Genomic DNA, 20,970 nt, shown 5'->3' with positions numbered 1-20,970 from the left:
CGTCTTGCGGAATGCTGCCGGTGGCGCGTGCGGGGTGTTACGCGTCGGTTGTGTTGGCGCCGCGGCCACCGGTGTCCGAGGTTTTTGGCATCAATAGCGCTTCGATCTGTGCCAACAATTCGTCGCGCTTTTCCCGTGTCAGTCCCTTCAGCTTCAACTCAAGGCGGTCGTCACCATACGACTTTAGGTCGCCAAGCGTCGCTCCGCCGACTTTGATTTCCAGCCGTTGCGCGTAGCGCTGTCGGCGCAGCGACTTGGGCGCGTCACTAGATACTCCCCTGCCCTTGACGATATCGGCAACTTGCCGGGTGCTGAGGTCGTTGGCGACGATTTTGTTGATCAATCGAAGCGTGGCATCTGTACCCTTTGCGGAATGATATCGGGCAACTTGGTACGCCATGTTAGAGCCAAACCGATCCGGCCTAGCCACCATTTCCTGCATGACGGCTTCCGGGAGTTTCGCAATGCCTAATGCGACGGCAACTGTCGACTCATCAATGCCAAGATGCTCGGCAAGTTCGCGTTGACTTTGGAAATGCTGCTCGTCGAGAAAGCGTCGCCATACGATGGCGTTGTCGAAGACTGTTTGCGAGTCCCGCTGGACGTTCAAATCATAGCCGAGCTTATAGCTCTCAATGCCAATAGGCAAGTCTACGACGATTGCCCTGACACTTTCCTTGTTGGCTTCTCTCAATGCCCGCACGCGGCGGCCGCCGTCACTGACGAAGAATGTGCCGGGGTTTTGATGATCCGGAATGACGTGAATAGCCTGCTGCTGACCTTGCTTGGCAAGGTTCACGGCAAGTTCGGCAATCGACGACTTCAGGTAGAAATGGCGCGGATTGAAGGGACTGGGTTTGATCGCTTTCAGTGGTAACTCAATGACCTGTCCCGGTGTATATCCATTTGCAGTACGCCACGCGCGGTACGCCGCTGATTCGTTGGAGTGCGGGGTGATGGTCTCGGACGGATCAGGCGCCCCGTCCTTTTTAGCAATTGCGACCGGTTCGGGCGTATCGGGGCTACTGGGCTGCTTGACCCACGTGTCGATCGCGTTGAGACGTTCCAGTGCCGTTCGCTTTTCGCTGGTCGTCGTATCCGGCCGTGCCTGGAAGCCTCGGGCGAGTTGAGAGGATTTCATACGGCTCCTTTATGCGCATAAAGTCACTGCAACAGCGCCGCGATTTCATCGGCGCAGGCTCGGATTTCGGCGCTTGCCAGTTTGGCGCCACGGTCCGACATTTGCAGGACGGTTTGTCCCAACGCCATCGCCTGCTTGTAGCACTCGCGAGTAGGGATCTGTGTCTTCAGAAGTGGGAAGCCGAGTTCCTCGAGCGCGCGCTTCAATTCGCGTGTCAGCATCCGTTTTTCTTCGGTCTTGTTGAGGAGGAAGACGGCTTTCAAATCTTCGTTCATTGTCTGCGCTTGCTGGATCAGCTTGACCAGACCAACGCTCGACCAATAGTCGGCCGGCGACGACGACGTTGGCACAACCGCGATACTGGCCGCCAGCAGTACAACGCCGGAGACCTTCTCTGTGATCGATGGTGGGCAATCCACAATGATGAGATCGTAATCGTTGACGAATTTCTTGATTTCTCTATGGATCTGGCCCCCTGCCTCCGCTAAGTTCACAATCGGGAACGGAATGCCTGATTCTTCACTGGCGGCGCTAGACCAGTGGACCAATGTATTTTGCCCGTCCGCGTCGACGACCAAAACTTTCTTTTCTCTTTCGTGGAACGCTGCGCCAAGATGCATTGCGATCGTGCTCTTGCCCACGCCCCCCTTCTGCTGAGTAACCGCAATGATTTCAGCTGCCACTCGTTACTCCCTTAGATAAACTTTAAGGAGTATATCGGAGTTTGCGGTTGAAAATCCATAACCCGTTCGGAGGATGTCGTTCAGCCGAGACTTTATGCGCATAAATTAGGACGGGGACTCAGAGGCAGGAGAGCTTCGCATGGGCTGCCTACGTGGTGGTCGACAGGGTACGGTTTGACGATGCCCGCCTGCCGGCAGGAGGTGAGTAACAGCGATATCGACGAAGGCTTGTCTGATTGTTTTGTAAAGGGTGTCCCATGACTTACCGATAGTTGCGTTATATCAGAAGCCAGTTGGTTGGAGTCGCCTGGTCTATCCAATCGATCCAGGTAACCACCAATAGGTCTCACGGACAGTGAATGCTGTGCACACCTGGAGGAGGTGATTTGACAGCCTATTGGCAATAAGATATTTGATGCTCGATGATTTCTTCTTTGCCGCGACGAGTGCTTTATCAGCCTTGATCAGACATGACTTCCAATACACAAGAGAGTGGTGCGGAGGCCATGTCAAGGGGTGGGTCAGTGGCTTTTGCATGAATCGTGAGCATGATGCGGTGAACCTTAGACATGTGTTGATTTTCAGCTGCGAAGCAAAGCCAATGTTTTGGCGAGGCGTTTTGCGTAGGAGGTACCAGAGATCGACGTTAAAAGCTAGCTCCGGCCGCTAGGAAGATGGAATGGGTGAACGGCTGTCACAGTACATACGCTGCTGACTTTATGCGCATAAAGCTTCGTCTCCTCTATTGGTTCGATGCATTCTTAAAGATCGGTCATGCATCGCTGCTGCTGGTAACCAGAGATTTGATGCAGTATTGCTTTACTACGCGGTGGCTAATTCTCACGTGCCACAATTGGCTTTAACGTCGCAGGTCTCAACGACCGCCTTCATTCGATTCATATCGATGTGGTTTAAATTTTTATCAAATTATATTGCTGATAGCACTGCGGATGAGCGTTCGCAATGGTGCGATGCGTGACATGCGTGCAGGTTATTCACAGTGCACAATGATGCTCTTCATTTTCTCATCATGTCGTGACCGAGGTATCCATGATTACGATTTATCATAATCCCCGTTGTTCGAAATCACGCGCCGCCTACGCCTTGCTGGTTGACGAGTTGGCAGGACGCGAGGAAGTCCGAACGGTCGAATATTTGAAAACACCCCCTACACTCGACGATTTGAAACAGCTGCGTGCATTGTTGGGTGTGCCGGTGCGCGAAATGATCCGGGACAACGAGCCGACTTTCGCCGAACTGGGGTTGGACGATACCTCGTTATCTGAGGACGCGCTTCTCAAGGCGGTTTCCGACCATCCGGTATTGTTGCAACGCCCGATTGTTGTTCGCGATTCCCGGGCTGTAATCGGACGGCCGCCCGAGCAGATCGCCACACTGTTCGATTAAGTGACGCCAGCTTTGACAGGTCGCCAAGTGCTTGCACGAATACATCTGGTGTCAGTATAAGAATCCGATAATAGTTGGCAGCGTACAATCGAGGAACAGCGGGAGCGCATCGCGTTGGCCCTGCCCCGCACACTTGGCACGACGGGAGATGGGCCTCGATCTGTTGATCGATGACTGCCTGTGGCCGATGGAGCAAACACTGGAGTTTGAGTTTTTCACAGTAGTAGGCAACAGATGCCATCGTTACATTTCCGTCTCCGGCCTAGACTATTTTTGCTCGTGCGCCGCGACGCTGACCTGTGCCGCCTGTTCGAGTCCCGGTGCCATGTGCGATTCTCAAGCGCATACCGGCTGCAGGTATTGCGGCACAGTATGACAAGTTGAAAGTATACTGGGGACTGTGGGGCAGCCAGCTTCTAGCATATTTATAACAACATCATGTGTAGCGGATAGCGCAGGCGCTTCAGTCCCTTGGCAATGCCAGCGGCGGGTTTGTTTTTGGTTTCGGCATAGTTGCCGCTGATCTTCAGTAACTTTCAAGGCTTGCCCGATCACCAGCTTCGCTCTCAATAATGATATAGGAGGGAATATCGGATATTGCAGGGCCAAGTTTTGTCAATGGCGTGACACTCGTATGTTAAAATTCAATGTCAATCGCTCGATGACCGATGGCAGGCCGTTTCACGCATTAAGGCAATAGTTTACTCAACGCTTGCTTCAACTCGTCGCTTTCTTGGGCCTTAGGGATATCCCGTTTTGCACGGATTTTATAATCAGGTAATATATTATTATCATTGTCGAATGCTTTCAATAACCTGTCAGAGTGAGCTTGATAGGCCGGATTTGCAATAATTTGTGCCAAGCCCACCGGCTGCGGATGATCTCTTTCCCAAATCGCAAGCTGTTTAAATGCCGTGATAGTTGCCTTATCAAATGGATGTTGTTTGATAATATCGATTGCCAGCTTATCATCCGTATGCAACTGCGCATCCAGATTTCTGTTGAATACAATTTTTTCTCCTGAAATAAGGCGTTTTATTGATGCATTGATTTTTTCTTTATAAGATTTACTGGCGCTTGACTTGTAATGCTCAATGATTAAATCTATCATGTCCGGCTTTGCATTTTTGGCAATGCAATCCAGTTTGTCCGTTTGATCGTATGCTTTGGAAAACCACCGTGCCAATGATCTTAAGGCGACTTTATCTTTCGGCGACAAATGCGAAGCCTGTTGAAGCACTTTTTTATCGGTTTGCGTCGAAGATTGCGTCGCCAACCAGTACGCAATCAGTTCCTGTTTGACCTGAGTATCTATCTCTGCGGGCACAGGGTGTTTAGCAACTCCCGGCAAATCGATGCTGTCCAACGCTTGCTCGCACTCCCATACCCGCAACTTTCGTAGCCACCGGACTGAGGCGCCGATGGACGAAGCGTCATTTGGGGCGTTGTGTCCGCCTACCGGGTTGGCCTGATACCGAGTGAATAATTGCTTTTGGCCGAGATCGGACAGATGACCGGCTTCAAGCCGTGTCAGCACATTGGTCAGGCTTTGCTCAGGCTGCTCTATCAGCCATCCCGATAGCCCTTGTAAGTTACGCACGTGATGCGTTATATCCTTTTTTTTTCGAAGGTTTACCCCCTGCTGCGAGTCGCAATAGGCAAAATAGGCAGCCAGGCGCGCGGACAGATCTTGGAGAAGCGCAGCGTCCTGGGGATTGGGACGAAACGTGTAACTTCTGGCACGGGTGGCGTTGCCCAGGCCGGCCGGCGCGGTTCGGGTCGCCACGCCTGACGGCGAGGCGTCGGATGGCAATTCGGCTCGCCGCACCGGCGTTGACGTCATAGGCGATGTGGGGCGGTGGGCGGATCCCACCTGGACCGTCTGGTGCCACGTCATGCCATACGCGTGGCGGCTCTCCGGCCGCGTATGCGGTCCACGCCGATCGCTGGAGGACCAACTCAGCATCGGTAGTGCATGCCCGCTCATCGAGCGCGGAGCTGGTCGCTGAACGGGTTGCGGTGTCGGCGCTTCGGCCCTGTTGTCCATCTCGGTTCGAAGCGAGGTCGGATCCGATGTGTGGGGAGCAAACAAATAACGAGTATCCATTATGGGCTTGTCAGCCGCGTGGCGGCTGCCTGTGGTGGCAAGAAAGGTGAGGCTATTGTTGCGGCACGCACCGCACGGCGCTGAGAAGTAACCGAAGCCAGGGCATGCCATGCGAGCCATTCTGGCGGCAAACGATAAGGTGAGGTATCCTCCCACATGGTCAACCCGCGCTTTCCTCCTACCGGTCCCACTCCGGTTCTACGTTGCCTTCTCGCATATTTCACGGAATTCGCCCGGTCATTCCATGCTGTCAACAGCAACTTGGAAGTGGCTTTTTCACCGTCAGCACCGATCAACACGCGTGTACGAGATTGACATGCCCCTCGACGAGGCCGTTGCTGTAGGGCGTCATCAGTTCGCTGTGTCGTACGCGACGATGAACAGCAAGCTCGCGCTGCAGACAAAACGCTTAAAAACGCCTCGCTTATCGCGGTGTCGCTGTTTTGCCTATGCGAGTTCGTTTGAGCGTTGCGCTTTAATCACACCGATATCATCGCTGTAATTCGCGTGTTGGCCGTGACACAGAAGGTTGTCATAAACTGGCTTGCCGTCGAGATAAAAAGGCGGTGGTTTTATTAAACCAGCACAGACATACGATGTAACTGCCATAGACCGACCGTTTGCCCGCACCGGTGCTTCGTTTCGAAAGGCTGACAGTGAACTTGGGCTGAATATTAAAAACTGCTGGTGCATAGGCCGTGCGGCGGACCTGGACCTGGAAGTTCGTTCCGCTCAGCATGAGACGATCTGGACGTACAGCATGGACGAGATCGCTCAGAGGGGAGAGACGGCCGGTTTTACTCGCGTGGGTGGGCTGGACGGACGGCATGTAGCCGTTTGCCGAGACCTCGTTCGTGGCGCAATAATAGTCACCGCGGCGGCGAGACAGCGTCATCGAGTGATGCGCCGACAAGCTTGCTAGGGGCCTCGCCCGGCATGTTCGCAATGCCGTCGCTTCGAGGAAGCGATAGACTGATTGACGAGGTGCCCATACGAGCCCCCCATCGCTGGGGCCCCGCCTGCGAAAGGGCCACGAATGGACCGGCGTCACGACCCCGTGCGCAAGCGGGCAACCGCGTGGTACATGGTCGCCATGTGGTAGGGCGTCGTTGACGGCATGTCCGCGCGCACCACGGCGCCGTCCTGCGCAATCGATTCTACCCAGCCGTAGTCGCGCAAGAAGCGCTGCTTGAAACGGCCGAGTTGAGCCTTCAGGGACACGTACGCATCTTGCGCCTCGCTGGCGCCCCGCAGCGCTTGCGATGTGGCCAGCGCGCGGGCGAATTCGGTTTGCGCCCACAACCGCTCGTTTGGCTCGATCACATGGCCATGCTCGTCCAACGCAGCGCACACTCCGCCGGTGACAGGCGACACGCCGTGCCGGAGCGAGAACATATAGGCCGAGCCGAGCCACTCGGGCAGGTCGCTGTGTCCAAAGACATCCGGCGCGCTCGACGCGAGGTAGAACCATTCGAACTGGTGTCCGGGTTCGATGCGCAAGGCGCTGCAGCCGATCGGCAACTCCGCGATGCAGCCGGTCGGGCGATGCACGAATGTCGCAATCATCTGTTCCGCGATACGCTGCAGCGCATCGGAAAACCACGCGTCGCGCTGTACGTCGCGGGCGGACAGGTAGGCTTCGGCCAAGTGCATGATCGGGTTCTGCTGCGGGCCGTCGACGAGCGTGCGAAAGTCGGCGGATAGCACCGCGTTGTACAGACCGGCGTCGGTCGCGAAGCGCGTTTCAATCACGTGCAGTGTCGCTTCGAGCAGATCCAGTGCATCCCGGTTGCCCCGGTGCCGGAAATATTCCGCGCAACTGAACACGATGAATGCATGTGTGTACAAATCCTTTTGCGTCTCTTGCGGCGCGCCTTGTGCATCGATGCTATAGTGCCAGCCGCCATGTGTCGTATCCACGAACCGGCTGCGCAGCGATTCGAACAAGCGGTCTGCGTGATCGTGCCAGCCAGCTGCGCTGAACACGTAGAGTTGGCGCGCACAGGCCATAGCCCGGTAGCGCGTGGGCGGCAACGCAGGCTGTCCTGGCGGTGCGATCACGTCATAAGGCAGACCTAATGCGTCATTGAAGCCCCGGGTGGCCCACAATGGCAAAATCACGCTGGCCAGGTGCTGGTGCAACTCGTCGATGGTTGCGCTGGCGTAGTTTGGCTGGTTCATGCAACAGGCTTTTTTCCGGGAACGGCTGGGATGCGAGTGTACCGCAACTGTTGCCCCTTCCTGCTGTCGGCGTGGCGATGGAGTGCGTACCCGTCGCGCGCGGCCGGCAGCCTGCTATGCTAGCGGCTCGGTATCGCCAGAGCCCGACCTGACCCGACCCATGGGCGGCCGCGCCCGGCTTGGCCGGTGCACGCAACGTCCTTTCCGACCTATGAATACAGTACAAGAATCGAACGCTCGTCCGCTCGGCATCATGGCCGCGCTGCCGGAGGAAATCGCCCCCCTAATCGACGAAATGCGTGCCGCACCGGATTGGCGCACGGTGATGCTGGGCCGCCGCGAATACGCGCTTGGCACGCTGCGCGGCCTGCCGTGCGTGATGACGCTGGCGCGCGTGGGCAAGGTGGCCGCGGCGACCACCGCGACCGCGATGATCCACCAATTCGGTGTTGATGCCATTATTTTCACTGGCGTCGCGGGTGGTGTCGCGCGGCAGGTGCGGGTGGGTGACATCGTCATCGCGGATGCGCTGATGCAGCACGACCTGGACGCATCGCCGTTGTTTCCGCGATTCGAAGTGCCGTTGCTCGGCGTTTCCCGCTTCGGCACTGACGATAACCTGTCGGACGCGCTGGCAGTGGCTGCGGCATCGTTTGTGCGCGCGCAGGCGATGCAGCTCGTCCAGCGCTACCGTGGTGTGATCGACGATATGCCGCGCGTGCATCGGGGGCTCATCGTTAGCGGCGACCGGTTCATTGCCGACCATGCCGCACGCGAAGCCGTGCTAGCGGCCGCGCCGGACGCATTGGCGGTCGAAATGGAAGGGGCGGCGCTGGCGCAGGTCTGTCATGAGTACGACGTGCGCTGCGCGGTGGTCCGCACGATCTCGGATGTCGCTGACGCACACGCCGCGGTGTCGTTCTCGACGTTCCTCGCCGAGGTGGCGAGCGTGTATTCGGGCGGTGTGCTGCAGCGTTTTCTTGCGCAGCGCCGGGTGTAGCAATAGCGGTCGCGGCGCGTAGCCGCCGCGCGTGAGCCGGCAGTCTTCGAGTGGCGCCGGCCAGTTGGGCTTGGAGTCTGCTAGGTGAAGGCTTCTTTGAAGGAAGCAAGAACGGTATTCAGTGCCTTGATTCTCATGGCTCACCCATGGATGGCTCGGATGATATGGACTATCAGGCAACGATCGGCCGGTCGACGGCCCGATCCTTGGCCCAAAGCCGCTTTACGTTACGCAGCCTTTGCCGCGCATTCTGCGCACAAGCCCTTGAGTTCAAGTTCGCCTCGGACAAGTGTGAAGCCGGTCGATTCAATCTTGTTCACCAGCGCGTGATGAACACCCGGCGCATCGATTTCCGCGACTGCGCCACAGGACTGGCAGACGATCAGGATTCCGTGCCGGCAGTGCGTCAAGTCATGACATACCGTGAACGCGTTGATCGATTCGATCCGATGCACCAATCCCACGGACTGCAGGAAATCGAGCGCGCGATAGACGGTCGGCGGCGCGGAACCCGGGTGAATCTTGCGCATTTCGTCGAGCAGCGTGTAGGCCTTGGTGGCGCGGCCGGATTGCAGCAGCAACGACAGGACTTTCTGCCGTAGCGGCGTCAGCGATTCGCCGCGCTCCTGGCAGTACGCGTGCGCGAGCTGCAACGCCTGCGTGATATCGGCCACCGGTGAGCCGGCCTGCGCCGCGCGAGCAGCGGGAGTACGGGATGGAGTGTTGGGCATGCCAATGATTCTACATGGGCCGGCGCGCCCGTGCGTTGCTGCTGCGCCATCGCCGCAGCAGCAACGCATTGCCCACGACGCTCACGCTGGACAAGGCCATCGCCGCGCCTGCGATCATCGGATTGAGCCACCCGAGCGCGGCCAATGGCACGCCGACGACGTTGTAGACAAAAGCCCAGAATAGGTTTTGCCAGATTTTGCGATATGTACGTCGTGATAGGTCCAGTGCGTCGGCCACCAGTGCAGGATCGTCACGCATTAACGTGATGCCGGCAGCGTGCATCGCGACGTCCGTGCCGCTGCCGATCGCGATGCCCAAGTCGGCGGCGGCCAGCGCCGGCGCATCGTTGACACCGTCGCCAACCATCGCCACCACATTGCCTTGCTCGCGCAACCGCGCGATCATCGCGGCCTTGTCCTGCGGCGACATGTCCGCATGCACTTCGGCGATGCCAACCGCTGAGGCGACTGCCGCTGCGCTGCCGCCGTTGTCGCCCGTCATCAGCAGGGTGCGCATGCCCGATGCAGTGAGCCGGGCGAGCGCCGCCTGGGCCGATGGCCTGACCGTGTCGCCGAACGCGATTAGCGCCAGTGGGGCGGGCGAAGGTGCCACGCGCACCAGCCACGATACGGTGTTGCCGGCCCGCTGCAGCGCGTCCGAACGCGCCTGCAGTGCCGCATCGGGCGCGATGCCAAGCTCGCGCAGCCATCGCGTGCTGCCGATGCCAAAGATCGCGTCGCCGATCGTTGTCTGGATGCCACGTCCAGCGATAGCTCGGGTGTCGCGCGCCTTGGCGGCAACCACCTGCCGCTGCTGTGCCAAGGCGACGATTGCGCGCGCCAGCGGATGTTCGCTGTGCTGCTGCACACCGGCGGCAATCGACAGCGCGTCCTCGTCTGTGCCCTCTAATGCATCGAAGGCCACGACGACGGGCTTGCCGTCGGTCAACGTGCCGGTCTTGTCGAGCGCGATGACGTTCACTCGATGAGCAAGCTCCAGTGCCTCGGCGTCCTTGATCAGCATCCCATGCCGGGCCGCGACGCCGGTGCCGGCAAGGATGGCGGTTGGCGTCGCAAGCCCAAGCGAACAGGGGCAGGCGATCACCAATACGGCGATTGCGTTCAAGATCGCATGTTGGACCGGTGCGCCGGCGAGCAACCAGCCGCACAGCGTGACCAGTGCAATCGCGATGATGGCCGGCACGAATACGGCGCTGACGCGATCCACCAGTCGCTGGATGGGCGCCTTCGCGGCTTGCGCGGTCTCGACCAGCTGGATGATCTGAGCCAGCATCGTTTGTGCACCGATCCCCGTCGCCTCGATCACGACTGCGCCTTCGCCGTTCAGCGAGCCGGCGTGCACTGTGTCGCCTTCGTCTTTCGCCATGGGAAGGCTCTCGCCACTTAACATGGCTTCGTTCGCGTGCGTGCGGCCGCCGACGATGCGGCCATCGACCGGGAATCGCTCGCCGGGACGCACGATCACTTGCATGCCGACGCGCACGTCGGACAGTGGTAGCTCACGTTCAGTGCCGTCGATACGCACGCGGGCTGTATCGGGCCGCAGCGCGTTTAGTGCGCGGATCGCGGCGGTGGTCTGTCGCTTAGCGCGGGTTTCGAGCCACTTGCCGAACAGCACCAGCGTGATGATCACGGCGGATGCCTCGAAATAGAGGGGGGCACCGCCATGTGGGTGGGTCGCCCATTGGTAAAGGGACAATCCATAAGCGGCCGATGTGCCCAGCGCGACAAGCAGGTCCATGTTGCCGGACAGCGCTAGCACGGCCGTGTAGCCGGATACGTAGAAGCGCGCGCCGAGCACGAACTGGATCACGGTCGCCAGCACGGCTTGCAGCAGAATCGGCACGCTCGGCGCACCGTGGCCTATCGCCGCCTGTATGTCCGCCATCGGCTCGCCGGAGTGGGGCGATGGCGCGGCGCCTGCCAGCATCTCGATCATGGGCGCCAGCAGCGGCAGTGTCAGCAAGGTGGAGACGATCACCGACGCCAGCGGCCGCATTGCGTTCTCGTGTGAAGCCGCAGCGGGCGTCTCGGGCGTCAGACGTGCGTCGTAGCCAGCCTTCTTGACGGCGGCGACGAGTGTGGGAGCCGCCACATCGAGCCCGGCCGTGACCGATGCCCGCTCGGTCGCCAGATTGACGGTCACATGGGATACCCCCGGCACCTTGCCGAGTGCGCGCTCGACACGCGTCACGCAGGAGGCGCATGTCATGCCTTCAATATCCAGCGATGTCATGTAGGTCGGGGAGGTTTTCATCATGTCGGGGCGCGATACAGGAGGAATGCAGTATCAGCCTTCCCATGATGGGAGGGTCAAGGTCACACGGCGACCCGTCACGCCGCTGCCACGCGCGACAGCACGACCGCCACGATGCCCATCCCGGGTCCGGCGCCGCGACCGAAGAGGCTACCGTCGGTCGATACGGCATCCAGAGCGGCGTGCTCAGGGTCCAGTCTCCGAGCGACGAAAACGCATCGGGCGAGTTCGATGATGTATCGAGCATCGTGCTGCTCCGTTACTCCGCTGGTTGTGTATTCGGCATGCTATGGCGCGCAAGTCGCATGTCATCCGATCGGCAGCAGGTGCTCGTCGCGTTCCAGGAAGTTGAGGATAACCTCGCAAACTTGCGCATCCTGACCGACCAGATCCAGGCGCAGAACGACGACTCCGTGCAGGCATCGGGTCGGACTGCACAGTTGTCGCGCGCGCAGTACCGCGAGGGCTCAGTCAGCTATCTGGACGTGATCGATTCGGAGCGCACGGTGCTACAGAACCAGCGTGCGGCCATGCAGCTGACCGGCGCGCAGGCGGTGTACACGGTGAACCTGATACGCGCGCTGGGCGGCGGCTGGGATGCGCCAACGTCTCCAACGCAACCGGCCTCGCCGCTGGCTGCGCGCTAAAGGTTTTTCGCCGGCCGCCATGGAGCGGCGCGACGGTCATCCGACGGATGGCTGCCGCGCCGATTGTTCATCCAATCCAACAAGTCCATTTCGTTGCAGCCGATTTATCCGTTCTCGCGTAGTTCCTACCATGCCATGCATCGACGTAGGAACAGCGATATCGTGCGGCTCGGTGGCCACGATGCACGAGGCGATGTCGCATCGCAAGTGGAGCATCCGATGAGAGCGCTGATTGAACGCCAGTTGTACCACCCTACATTCGTGCTGCCGATGATCGCACTGATGCAGTTGATGGTCGCGCTCAACTTCAACCCGACACAAGTTATCCTCATCGTGGTGACCAAAGGTGTGCAAAGCGGCTGGCACGTGTTGCACCATGCGGCTGTGCACCCCTACTGGGCTGCTCGGTCAATCCACTCGGCGATCGCGACCGCCTCTGTGGTTGCCATTGAACGCAACCCCCTGCGAACGCAACCCCGCGTTCGCGCGTGCCCGATCCTGCGCGCTGCGATGCTGGCTAACCGTCCACTTACCGAGCAAACGGGTAACCGTTAATTCGATGCTGACCACTTGATTGGCTAAATGATCGAGAAAGTCAGGCGGCGCGTCGCTCAGTTTCCATGGTGAGTCCGCCACATGCGTTCCATAACGAGTCTGTCACACGTACCTGCATCTGTCGCATGAGCCGGGCGAACAGCGCGCGCACCTATCACGAATCGTCATGTACGACGAGGCGGTCCTAGGCGTGCATCGCTGCATAAGTCGTAGGTCGGTGCGGCACGATGGGCCTGTTGTTTGCTCGGATACCAGCCTGGCGACACGTAAGCGCTTGAGCCTTGCAACAAAGCGAGCGCGTCCGAATCAGTGCGCGCGTCACGTCACACCGGATCAGGGTATGCGACGGGGCGCTGCGGCGTGTCGAGCCATTCTGCGCCGGCATCGATTTTGAAAGGCATGGGGTTGGCCTTCGGCGTGCTGCAGAAACATGGGTGTCGTCCATCGGTAGGTGCAGCATGTGTTGTCCAATTGACAAGAGCCAACCGCATGTCAACAATCTTGTCGCGGTTTATAGTTTGCAGCCGGCCGAGGACCACGGCCGCAGGTCGCAGCACGGGGTCCGGGGCGGAATGGGCCGCATCGGGTGGTCTGCGAATAACAAATACGAGGCAATCCTGATGATGCAACTCAAGTCGCTGCTGCATGCGTCGCGCGTCGTCGCACGCGTGCCTACCCCTGTTTCATATTGTGGCGCATTGGCCGCCGCCGTGCTGGCCATCGGCTGCGCGGGGCCCTCGCCGTCGAGCGCGAGCAATGCCGGCTGGACGGCGACAGAGGTGGCCGATTCGTATGTGTTCGGCTATCCCCTGGTGGTGATGGACGTGCTGCGCGAGGCGCAGACGGCGACGCGTCCGGTCAACCAACTCTATACGGGGACGTCCGGTGAGCCGGGCTTTGTCAGCAGCGGGTGGCTGGATCTCGGCCCTGAGCCAGTCGTGCTGTCGTTGCCCGACGCACATGGCCGCTACACACTGGTGCAGGCCAATGACATGTGGACCAACGTCGCCGTGTCGGCTGGCACCCGCACGACCGGCTCGCGCGCGCAAACCATCGCGTTCGTCGGGCCGGGCTGGATGGGCAGCTTGCCGCCTGGCGTTGCACGCGTGGATTCGCCAACCCGTTATCTGATGCTTCGCGTGGTGGAGCCGGGGGTGGCGCGCGGTGCCGCACGGTCGCATAAGCCGAATGCAACTCCACGGGTCGCGCCACTAACCGCATGGCTGGGCAAGCACGGCGCCGTACCGTCGTCGGCGTTTGCCCGCGTTTCGCCGTCGCCGGCCGGCACATCAACAGGCAGCCGTATGACCGGTAGCGCCGCGCGTGGCGCGTGGCGCCCGGCCGATGATGGCTCGACCGTTGCCGCCGCGCTCGCCCGCGTCGACCAGATGAGTGCTCAGGCCTTCTTTACCCGCTTGTCCGCGGCGCTGGTCGATAGCCCACCGGTGGCTGACACGGACGATCACGCGTTGCAAATGCTTAAGCAGCTCGGCATCGTGCCGGGCCAGCCTTTTACACTGTCGCCCGTCTCGGCCAAGGCATTTGCGGTCGGTATCGAGCAGGGCAGGGCACGCGTGCGTAGCGTGCCCCCGAACGGTGTCGTGGCGGCGAACGGATGGCGTTGGTTTGATGACGATGCGGGCAGCTACGGACAGGATTATGCGTATCGCGCGTACGTTGCCACGGTGGTGCCCGGCGCAGGTCTGACGGAGGATGTGTTGACGCTGGTCGCCGATGTGGACCGCGACAACCGCCCGCTATCGGGGAAGAATGACTACATGATGCATTTCACGCGTAACCAGTTGCCCGTCTCGGCCGGCGGCTGGACGCTCGTCGCGGAGCCGTTGGATGACGACGAAGCCGGCGGCGTCGGCGCGTCGTTTAGGGGCGACGCGCATAGGCCGGGGTGGCGTAATCGCCATGTCGTGCTGACCGATCGCGATCATCTAGTGCGCAACCAGGACGGGTCGATTGATATCACCGTGCAGCCGACCGCGCCAGCGCGCCCCGCCGCAGCGAACTGGCTCGTATCGCCGACCGGCCATTTCAGGATGGTCATGCGGATCTATGGCCCAAGTGCAGTGATGCGCCGCTCGAACTGGCGGCCGCCGGCATTGGATCGCCAGTAGCCGAGACAGTGCCGCGAAAGTGGCCCGACTTGCCGGTGGCGTGAGAATGGCGCTGGGCCGCTGGTTACTTCATCGGACTTTTATAAGGTATCCAGGCGCTATCTAATTACCGCAACGGCATAGCTGCACCGCATGATCGTTGTGACGCGCAATATGGCCGATTTGTTGAAACCGGCGTGTCCCTAGTGAATCCTTGGGACACGTTCGTATTGCCGTCAATGGTTTTGCCCGACGCAGTGCAACCGGTCTACGCGGCTCGCGCTCGCCGATAATGCCAGGAGGCACTCGATCGCCGGTAGCGTTAGGTCGGCCTTCGATTCGTCATCGCGCGAGCCGGCTCGTGGCGCCGGTATGCCGAACGTCACCTCATGCTGCCTTGAGCCGGTGCTGTGTATCAATCCACAATTTTCCCCAGTGCAATGCGTATGCGGTGGCCTGTTCGGCCTCGAAGAAATAGTCGAGCGCCTCGAAATGCTCCACGTGCGACCGTGTGCCATGCTGCTGGCCTTCGAGGTCGAGATTGGCGGCATACAGGCCGTTGCCCAGCGGCTCTGCGCTGGGCAATATCGTGTAGCCCTTGTAATTGCGGCATATCTCCATGGGTATCTTGCAAGCTGGCGTGACGCCTATAGCATACGCCGGACAAAATCGCCGCGAACGAATCAATAGTGCAATTGATATGAAGACGGCTGTTCGACGCTGGTCAGGATGTTCCGGTCGCCGCCGGTACGGCGCGCCTGGATGCAAGAATCGTGTCGACATACGCCTTCAGTCTCGCGTTGCTTGCGTCGATGCCGTAATGTTGCGCTCGCTGGCGAGCGCGTCCGGCGAGTTCGGTGCGCAGCGCAGGGTTGGTCAGCACCGTGCGCATGGCGTCTACCATCGCGTCGACGTCACCGACCGGAACGAGAATGCCGGCACGGCCGCCATTGAGGATTTCGCTGGGCCCGGTCGGGCAGTCGGTTGCGATAATCGGCCTGCCCAGCGCGAGGCCCTCGAGCAGCACCATCGGCATGCCTTCGTAGCGCGAACTCAGTATCTGGAGTGTCGCGCCGGCGATCACTGGATGCGGGTTGTTCAATTGACCGGTGAAGTGCACACGCTCGCCGATACCCAACTCGCGCGCCAATTGCTCGAGTTCGGCGCGAAACGCTCCGTCGCCCACGATCACCAAATGCTCGCGTACGACGTGCGCCATCACCAAACGTTGATATGCTCGCAACAGCGTGCGATGGTCTTTCTGGATCTCGTCGAGGCGGGCTACCGAGACGATATAGGGCTCATCAGGCATTGACGCGCTGCCGACCTGATGGGACGCACGTTCGTGGATTGCCGCGATATCGATCGCATTCGGCAGCACCAGCAGCGGAGGTAGCCGCGAGCCGAACATCGCCTGTGCTTCATCGGCCATGTGCTCGGTCAGCGCCGCAATCCGATCGTAGGCTTGATATTGTTTCAGCAAGCGCCGGATTTTGCGGGGCCGGCCACCAAGCCGAGCATCGAAGCTGAAGTGATTGACTCCGAGCCATCCGACACCGTACCGGCCTGCGATGCGGCGCAGCGACATATCGAAATCGACGATTAGATGATGCTCGCGGGCAAGATGGGCGATGCGCTGTGACACATAACGGCGCACAACAACCGTATTGAAGATGTCGCGCGCGATGCGTTCGAGTTTGCTGCGCTTGCCCAGATGTTGTCGTGCTTGGAAAAAATTCAGCCATTTGCGATCGAAGACGCGCAACTATTGGATCAGTGTGCTCTCAATGTCATCGTCGTTGAATTCGGTGATGTGGAAAATAATCCGGACGCGCTGTGCCGTGCCGGCCTCCCTCGATGATAATCGTTCCATGAGCAGCGTGTGGTGGATGGCTATGACGGCTCGACGACACGTTGATGGCGCGAAGGCGTACCCGTAGTCGCGAAGCGTTATACCACAGTCCTGTGCGGACCCTTTTCGTTCGCGCGCGAGCGTTTATGCTGCGCGGCAAAACTTTATGCGCACAAAGCTTGCGTGAGAGCCCGCGATCGATGGTGATGCCGATGAGGGATGAAGCCCTACCCCTGATTGCCATCAACGCCACCGCCCACTAGCATTGCCCTGGCGGCATCGCGGGCCAAAGCGCGAGCGACAATACGACGCCGAACAGCGGTGCAACTAAACAGCGGTGCCACCAAGAAATAGTCGCCGGCGCAGGCCGTGCCTAGGTTGCGCAATGCGACAATGAATAGCATTAGGCTGACGCCGTACCCGGCAAAACCTGTCGGCGCGCGGCGGCGGCCTGGAATGCCGTAGGGAGTGGCGCGCCAGCAGTCCATGCCGGCGCGAACTTGACGGGCTCTCTGATCCATCTTTTCATGCAGGCGAGGACCGTCGCGTCACGCATTGAGCCCTTGTGTGTCAAATGGCTGTCGACGATTCAGCCTAAGCATGCCGCCATCCGGCGAGACGCGCAAGACAGGCGCCGAGCCAAATGACAGGATACCGTATGTTCTGCGTGGACCTATGCGGCCGGCAGCCGGTGGGGTGGGACGATGCCCAGCTTGGCGATGCGCCGGTACAGCGTTGCGCGCGATATGCCAAGTGCCTGCGCCGCCGGAATGGGGCGCCACTGATTCCGCGTCAGCGCAGCGACGATACGTTCTCGCTCGTCGGTCAGTGATTCGAGCGTCACCGGCGGCGTCGCCGGTGAGCTTAGTTCGGATGCGATTTCGGCTGGCAAATGGCACCATTCGACCCGGTTTGTATCGGTTACGGCGCATGCGTAGCGCAATGCGTGGCGCAGTTGCCGCACGTTGCCGGGCCACGGATGATGGCACAGGCGTTCAAGTACCGCGGGATCGAGCACGAGCTTATGCGGCACGGTGCGCGCTTCGTCGTCGAAAACGGCCTGTATCAGCGCCCGAATGTCGATACGTTCGCGAAGCGGCGGCAGCCGTAGTACCGCCCCGCTGAGGCGGTAGTACAGGTCCTCGCGAAAAGTGCCTTGCGCGACCATTGCGTCCAGGTCGCGGTGTGTCGCGCAAATCACGTTTACATCGACGCGGGTCGCCGTCTCGGCGCCCAACGGTAGTACCTCGCCGTCGGCTAGTACACGCAGCAGCCGTGTTTGCAGCGACAGCGGCATGTCGCCGATCTCGTCTAGGAATAGCGTGCCGCCATGCGCGAGCGCGATCTTGCCGCGCGTGCCTTTGCTGCGTGCGCCCGTGAACGCGCCGGCCGCATACCCAAACAACTCGCTTTCGATCAGCGACTCCGGCAGCGCACCGCAGTTCACCGCCACGAAGGGTTGCTGGCATCGGATGCCCGACTCATGAATCGCGCGCGCGAAGACCTCTTTGCCGCAGCCGCTTTCCCCGAGAATCAGGATCGGCAGGCGCCGCTCCGCGACGCGCAGCGCAATGCTCGCCGCCTGGGCGACCCGCCGATCCTGGCTCTGCGCGAAGGCTTCCAGTGGTCCAGTGCCGGCCGGCGTATCGGATAGACGACCGGCTGGCATACCGGGCCGCATACCGGATGGGCCGGGCGCCCTACCATCGTGCGGCAGCGCGCCGCGTAACGATGATGCAGGCCGTGCTGACGCCGCTGGCCTGGCAGCACGCGCTGAAGTCAAGACGCCCGCCGCGTGCCCGCGCCGTTGCGGTCTACGGATTCGCGCATACAGGATCGTACCCGACGCGTACAGCCGCAACGGCAGCACGTCATGCAGGTTCGACGCATCGAGCATGCGCGCAAGCGGCACGTCGAACAAGTCAGCCAGGTGGCCACGGGCACCGCCGGAGAGCCCTGGAATGGTCTCGCGAGCGTGGGCGTTGGCCGCAACAAGGTTGCCGCCCTCGTCGAACGCGATCAGTACCTCCGGCCACGCCTCGACGAAGTGCCGGCTGGTGTGGCCGAACAGGATCCAATGGTGGGTGGTCTGGTTCAGGAAGTAGGCGTCCTCGATCAATCGGGCGTTTTGTCGCACCAATTGGTAGATCAATCCCTGGCTGTCGCGATTGTCCGGCGAGCGGATTGCCGACGCATCGAGCACGCCAATCAGACACCCGTCCGGCGCGAAGATCGGCGCCGCGCTGCACGTAAGCGTGGTGAACGCGGCGCGGAAATGATCCGTCTTATGCACGGTAATTGGGGCTAAGTCGGCGAGCACGTTAGCGATGCCGCACGTGCCTTCCTCCTGTTCAGACCAACACGATCCGATGTGCAAGCCCGCCTGCTTGAAGTCCGGGCGACGATCGCGGTCGATCCGATAGTCGATCGTCACGCCATGTGCATTAGTTAGCAATACACAATAGTCAGCGGTGCGGACCGTCGCGTGCAGCCTAGACAGGCATTGGCCCGATGCACGCAAAAATGCCTCTTCGCGCTCGCGCAACTCGCGCAGTTCGCTAGCGGTGACGACGCGCGGCCCCACGCGCGAGGACGGATCGAGCCGGTACCGCTCGAGCGAACGTTGCCAAGACGAAACGAGGCGCGACGCTTCATTATTGAGTGGTGTGTTGTGACTTTCGATCGCGCTGTGTACGCGCTTGATGTGCTGGTTGGATGAAACGTACGGCATCGCGAACTCCGTCAGAGAACCTGCAGCTTGAGCTGTTTTTAGCACATTCATCGCCTTCGGCACACGTTGCATTGCAACATGCCAGTGGCGTGAGACGATCGTCTCATCAGGCGGCGCCACGCGTCTCACGCTCGTCTAGGCATGTTGCGCTGGCCTGTCAACTTGTCCCCACCCCGTCGCAGCGGGCTTGTCCCGGCTTGATGTCGTCACGCTGTGCCGCCAGTCGATGCGGGCGAGCGCATACGGACGGCGACGTATTGAGACAGCCAGGAGACGCACAGCGTGGCGCCACCGCGCGTGCAGTTTCTTCGTATGGGCCACGCAGCCCCATCGCGATGGGCTGGCGCGGATGGCGTGAACGTGGCTCGCTCATATTGGCATGCACATTGCAATGACAGTGCCTGTCAGCAACATGTCCGCTCATGCTGATGAGCGGTGACGCCGGGCGGCAACGCCGGGCAAGGAGACAACGCCGTGTCAAGCACCGTTCCGGCGGTCGGTATCATCGTCAATCCTGCATCGGGTCGCGATATTCGTCGCCTGACCACGCATGCGTCGGTGTTCCCGACTGCCGAAAAAGCGAACATGGTGGTCCGGCTACTTGCAGGGCTGGGTGCGTTGGGCGTGCGTCGCGTATTAACACTGCGGGACAAAACAGGTGTCGCGGCGCTCGTGTTGCGCGCTGTGCAGACGCAGGCGGCCCTGGGCGGACGCGAGCGGTGGCCGCAGGTGGAGTTCATCGACCTGCCGATGACGCAGCGCGTGGCCGACACGCATGCGGGTGTGGCGTACATGGTCGAGCGCGGCGTATCGCTGATCGCCGTACTGGGTGGCGATGGCACCCATCGCGCGGTGGCGATGCACTGCCGCGACGTGCCGCTGCTCACGTTGTCCACTGGCACTAACAACAGCTTCCCGGATCTGCGCGAAGCGACCGTGGCGGGCCTGGCCGGCGCCCTGGTCGCGATCGGCGCAGTTCCCTCGGACGCGGCACTGTCACGCAACAAACGCCTCGTGGTGCGCTGTGTATCTGGACGCAAGCGCGGACATGAGGAGATTGCGCTGGTTGACCTGTGCGTGAGCCGGCAGCGCTTCATCGGCGCGCGTGCGGTATCCGATCCGTCTGATATTCACGCCTTGTTCCTGACCTTCGCCGCCGCCGATGCCATTGGCCTGTCGTCGATTGGCGCCGCGTGGGCGCCGGTGGCCCGCACTGCGCCGCATGGCTTGCAGATGACATTTGCCGATGCACCGCCGGCTGGCGTGCCGCTAGTTGCACCCATCGCGCCGGGCCAAATCGGCACCGTGTGGATGACTGACTGTAAGCGGTTGGAGGTCGGCCAGCAGGTCATGCTCGACGCCGTTTACGGCACGTTGGCGTTCGACGGCGAGCGCGAGATCGAAATTGAAAAAGGTGAAACCTATGTCGTTTCGCTCGACTGGGAGGGACCGCTGACGGTCGATGTCGAACGAACCCTGCGTTTCAGCGCGGCACGGCAATTCCTGCGCGAACGCGCAGCAGCGTTGTTTAACTAGCACGATACACTAA

The 20,970-nt window shown here is 60.5% G+C and carries 14 protein-coding genes and 4 pseudogenes; 6 read left to right on the top strand and 12 right to left on the bottom strand.

The features are described 5' to 3' along the window. Positions 1–37 precede the first annotated feature (37 nt). Complete coding sequence (locus KQH55_RS08655) at positions 38–1,141, bottom strand: ParB/RepB/Spo0J family partition protein (RefSeq protein WP_235090603.1); 1,104 nt, start codon at positions 1,139–1,141, stop codon at positions 38–40. Positions 1,142–1,164: 23 nt separating this feature from the next. Further along, positions 1,165–1,824 (bottom strand): ParA family partition ATPase, encoded by a 660-nt coding sequence (gene parA / locus KQH55_RS08650; protein ID WP_076788492.1) that lies wholly within the window; start codon positions 1,822–1,824, stop codon positions 1,165–1,167. 1,050 nt (positions 1,825–2,874) lie between these two features. On the opposite strand from parA, the gene arsC reads away from it, so the two are divergent. Beyond that, positions 2,875–3,231 (top strand): arsenate reductase (glutaredoxin), encoded by a 357-nt coding sequence (gene arsC / locus KQH55_RS08645; protein WP_235090602.1) that lies wholly within the window; start codon positions 2,875–2,877, stop codon positions 3,229–3,231. 688 nt (positions 3,232–3,919) lie between these two features. Here the strand turns inward: arsC and KQH55_RS08640 are convergent. From KQH55_RS08640 to KQH55_RS08630, 3 genes are all read right to left on the bottom strand, one after another. Continuing rightward, a complete protein-coding gene (locus KQH55_RS08640) occupies positions 3,920–5,074 on the bottom strand; it encodes a hypothetical protein (RefSeq protein ID WP_235090601.1) in 1,155 nt (384 codons plus the stop codon). Positions 5,075–5,870: 796 nt separating this feature from the next. Next, the gene (locus KQH55_RS08635) at positions 5,871–6,233 is read right to left on the bottom strand and encodes a hypothetical protein (RefSeq protein ID WP_235090600.1); all 363 of its coding nucleotides are present in this window, start codon (positions 6,231–6,233) and stop codon (positions 5,871–5,873) included. A gap of 152 nt (positions 6,234–6,385) precedes the next feature. Continuing rightward, a complete protein-coding gene (locus tag KQH55_RS08630; protein ID WP_076788497.1) occupies positions 6,386–7,519 on the bottom strand; it encodes an AGE family epimerase/isomerase in 1,134 nt (377 codons plus the stop codon). Between the two features lie 211 nt (positions 7,520–7,730). On the opposite strand from KQH55_RS08630, the gene KQH55_RS08625 reads away from it, so the two are divergent. Next, on the top strand, positions 7,731–8,519 hold the full coding sequence (locus tag KQH55_RS08625) for a 5'-methylthioadenosine/adenosylhomocysteine nucleosidase (protein WP_235090599.1): 789 nt from the start codon (positions 7,731–7,733) through the stop codon (positions 8,517–8,519). A 227-nt stretch (positions 8,520–8,746) separates the two neighbouring features. Here KQH55_RS08625 and KQH55_RS08620 read toward each other — a convergent pair whose 3' ends face one another. Together KQH55_RS08620 and KQH55_RS08615 are read right to left on the bottom strand one after the other, a co-directional pair. After that, complete coding sequence (locus KQH55_RS08620; RefSeq protein ID WP_235090598.1) at positions 8,747–9,250, bottom strand: Fur family transcriptional regulator; 504 nt, start codon at positions 9,248–9,250, stop codon at positions 8,747–8,749. A gap of 10 nt (positions 9,251–9,260) precedes the next feature. Next, positions 9,261–11,561: pseudogene (locus tag KQH55_RS08615) on the bottom strand (heavy metal translocating P-type ATPase); the annotation flags it as partial. A gap of 269 nt (positions 11,562–11,830) precedes the next feature. Between KQH55_RS08615 and KQH55_RS08610 the strand changes: the two are divergent. Further along, positions 11,831–12,175 (top strand): annotated as a pseudogene (locus KQH55_RS08610) (TolC family protein); the annotation flags it as partial. Between the two features lie 135 nt (positions 12,176–12,310). After that, positions 12,311–12,730, top strand: a complete 420-nt coding sequence (locus KQH55_RS08605) for a hypothetical protein (protein ID WP_139337271.1) — start codon at positions 12,311–12,313, stop codon at positions 12,728–12,730. Positions 12,731–12,894: 164 nt separating this feature from the next. On the opposite strand, the pseudogene KQH55_RS16905 reads toward KQH55_RS08605, so the two are convergent. Then, positions 12,895–13,032: pseudogene (locus tag KQH55_RS16905) on the bottom strand (FMN-binding negative transcriptional regulator); the annotation flags it as partial. A gap of 318 nt (positions 13,033–13,350) precedes the next feature. On the opposite strand from KQH55_RS16905, the gene KQH55_RS08600 reads away from it, so the two are divergent. Beyond that, the gene (locus tag KQH55_RS08600) at positions 13,351–14,859 is read left to right on the top strand and encodes a DUF1254 domain-containing protein (protein ID WP_235090597.1); all 1,509 of its coding nucleotides are present in this window, start codon (positions 13,351–13,353) and stop codon (positions 14,857–14,859) included. Positions 14,860–15,225: 366 nt separating this feature from the next. On the opposite strand, the gene KQH55_RS08595 is transcribed toward KQH55_RS08600, so the two are convergent. From KQH55_RS08595 to KQH55_RS08585, 4 genes and pseudogenes are all read right to left on the bottom strand, one after another. After that, positions 15,226–15,459, bottom strand: coding sequence for a hypothetical protein (locus tag KQH55_RS08595; RefSeq protein WP_076788511.1), 234 nt, complete (start codon positions 15,457–15,459; stop codon positions 15,226–15,228). 103 nt (positions 15,460–15,562) lie between these two features. After that, complete coding sequence (locus KQH55_RS08590) at positions 15,563–16,603, bottom strand: glycosyltransferase (RefSeq protein WP_235090596.1); 1,041 nt, start codon at positions 16,601–16,603, stop codon at positions 15,563–15,565. 358 nt (positions 16,604–16,961) lie between these two features. Then, positions 16,962–17,276, bottom strand: a pseudogene (locus KQH55_RS16900) (EamA family transporter); the annotation flags it as partial. Positions 17,277–17,363: 87 nt separating this feature from the next. After that, positions 17,364–19,421, bottom strand: coding sequence for a sigma-54-dependent Fis family transcriptional regulator (locus KQH55_RS08585; RefSeq protein WP_076794518.1), 2,058 nt, complete (start codon positions 19,419–19,421; stop codon positions 17,364–17,366). Between the two features lie 474 nt (positions 19,422–19,895). Here KQH55_RS08585 and KQH55_RS08580 point away from each other — a divergent pair, with 474 nt between their 5' ends. Beyond that, on the top strand, positions 19,896–20,957 hold the full coding sequence (locus KQH55_RS08580; RefSeq protein WP_235090595.1) for an NAD(+)/NADH kinase: 1,062 nt from the start codon (positions 19,896–19,898) through the stop codon (positions 20,955–20,957). Positions 20,958–20,970 lie beyond the last annotated feature (13 nt).

Source organism: Mycetohabitans sp. B3, assembly GCF_021498065.1.
Lineage (GTDB): Bacteria > Pseudomonadota > Gammaproteobacteria > Burkholderiales > Burkholderiaceae > Mycetohabitans.
The sequence above is the reverse complement of the archived record's forward strand: the minus strand, read 5'-3'. Positions and strand labels throughout refer to the sequence as shown.

Bases quoted from the DNA above. Each gene is read 5' to 3' on its own strand.
- KQH55_RS08655 (WP_235090603.1), bottom strand. From the start codon at position 1,141: ATGAAATCCTCTCAACTCGCCCGAGGCTTCCAGGCACGGCCGGATACG.
- arsC (WP_235090602.1), top strand. From the start codon at position 2,875: ATGATTACGATTTATCATAATCCCCGTTGTTCGAAATCACGCGCCGCC.
- KQH55_RS08640 (WP_235090601.1), bottom strand. From the start codon at position 5,074: ATGACGTCAACGCCGGTGCGGCGAGCCGAATTGCCATCCGACGCCTCG.
- KQH55_RS08635 (WP_235090600.1), bottom strand. From the start codon at position 6,233: ATGACGCTGTCTCGCCGCCGCGGTGACTATTATTGCGCCACGAACGAG.
- KQH55_RS08630 (WP_076788497.1), bottom strand. From the start codon at position 7,519: ATGAACCAGCCAAACTACGCCAGCGCAACCATCGACGAGTTGCACCAG.
- KQH55_RS08625 (WP_235090599.1), top strand. From the start codon at position 7,731: ATGAATACAGTACAAGAATCGAACGCTCGTCCGCTCGGCATCATGGCC.
- KQH55_RS08620 (WP_235090598.1), bottom strand. From the start codon at position 9,250: ATGCCCAACACTCCATCCCGTACTCCCGCTGCTCGCGCGGCGCAGGCC.
- KQH55_RS08605 (WP_139337271.1), top strand. From the start codon at position 12,311: ATGCATCGACGTAGGAACAGCGATATCGTGCGGCTCGGTGGCCACGAT.
- KQH55_RS08600 (WP_235090597.1), top strand. From the start codon at position 13,351: ATGATGCAACTCAAGTCGCTGCTGCATGCGTCGCGCGTCGTCGCACGC.
- KQH55_RS08595 (WP_076788511.1), bottom strand. From the start codon at position 15,459: ATGGAGATATGCCGCAATTACAAGGGCTACACGATATTGCCCAGCGCA.
- KQH55_RS08585 (WP_076794518.1), bottom strand. From the start codon at position 19,421: ATGCCGTACGTTTCATCCAACCAGCACATCAAGCGCGTACACAGCGCG.